The 620-nt window shown below is 57.4% G+C and carries 1 protein-coding gene; it reads left to right on the top strand.

What is annotated here, in order from left to right; all coding sequences use genetic code 11:
- The first annotated feature begins 103 nt into the window (after positions 1-103).
- Positions 104-466 carry a hypothetical protein gene (locus E1189_RS00670; protein ID WP_155158210.1) on the top strand — a complete coding sequence of 121 codons (363 nt, stop codon included), beginning with the start codon at positions 104-106 and terminating at the stop codon, positions 464-466.
- The last annotated feature ends 154 nt before the right edge of the window (positions 467-620 follow it).

Below are 620 nucleotides of genomic sequence, written 5' to 3'. Positions count from 1 at the left end.
ACGAAAGGCTAGTCAATGAGTAAGATAGCGATTCTTTTTAAATCCCATCTACTTTCTTTTTGATTCGCTGTCTCTTGCATCGCACGTCGCTGCTACTCAGGCGGTGAGACTGAAACAGGCTGACCGAATCGAAGGTGAAGCCGCAGGGACAGGTGGTATTCTGCCTTCCCTTGCACCGGGCATTGCTGCTGCTCTGGCGGTGGGCTTTAAGCCGGCTGACCGAATCGAAGGTGATACCGCAGAGGCAGGTGGTGTTCCGCTTCCCTCTGCACTTAGCGTCTTTGCTGCTTTGGCGGTGAGAGTCAAGCAGGCTTACCGTATCGAAGGTGGCACCGCAGGGGCAGGTGGTGTTCCGCCTCCCTTTGCACCGGACATCTCTGCTGCCCTGGCAGTGAGAGTTAAACAGGTTGACCGAAGCGAAAGTGGCGCCACAGGGGCAGGTGGCGTTCTGCTTTCCCTTGCATAGGGCGTCACGGCTGCCCCGGCGGTGAGAGTTCAGCCGGCTGACCGAATCGAAGGTAACACCACAGAGGCAGGTGGTGTTCTGCTTCCCCTTACACCGGGTGTCTCGGCTGCCTTGGCGGTGAGACTGAAGCAGACTGACCGAACCAAAGTTGGCG

Source organism: Parendozoicomonas verongulae, from assembly GCF_009711465.1.
Lineage (GTDB): Bacteria > Pseudomonadota > Gammaproteobacteria > Pseudomonadales > Endozoicomonadaceae > Sansalvadorimonas > Sansalvadorimonas verongulae.
This window is presented reverse-complemented; position numbering and strand designations above follow the sequence as displayed.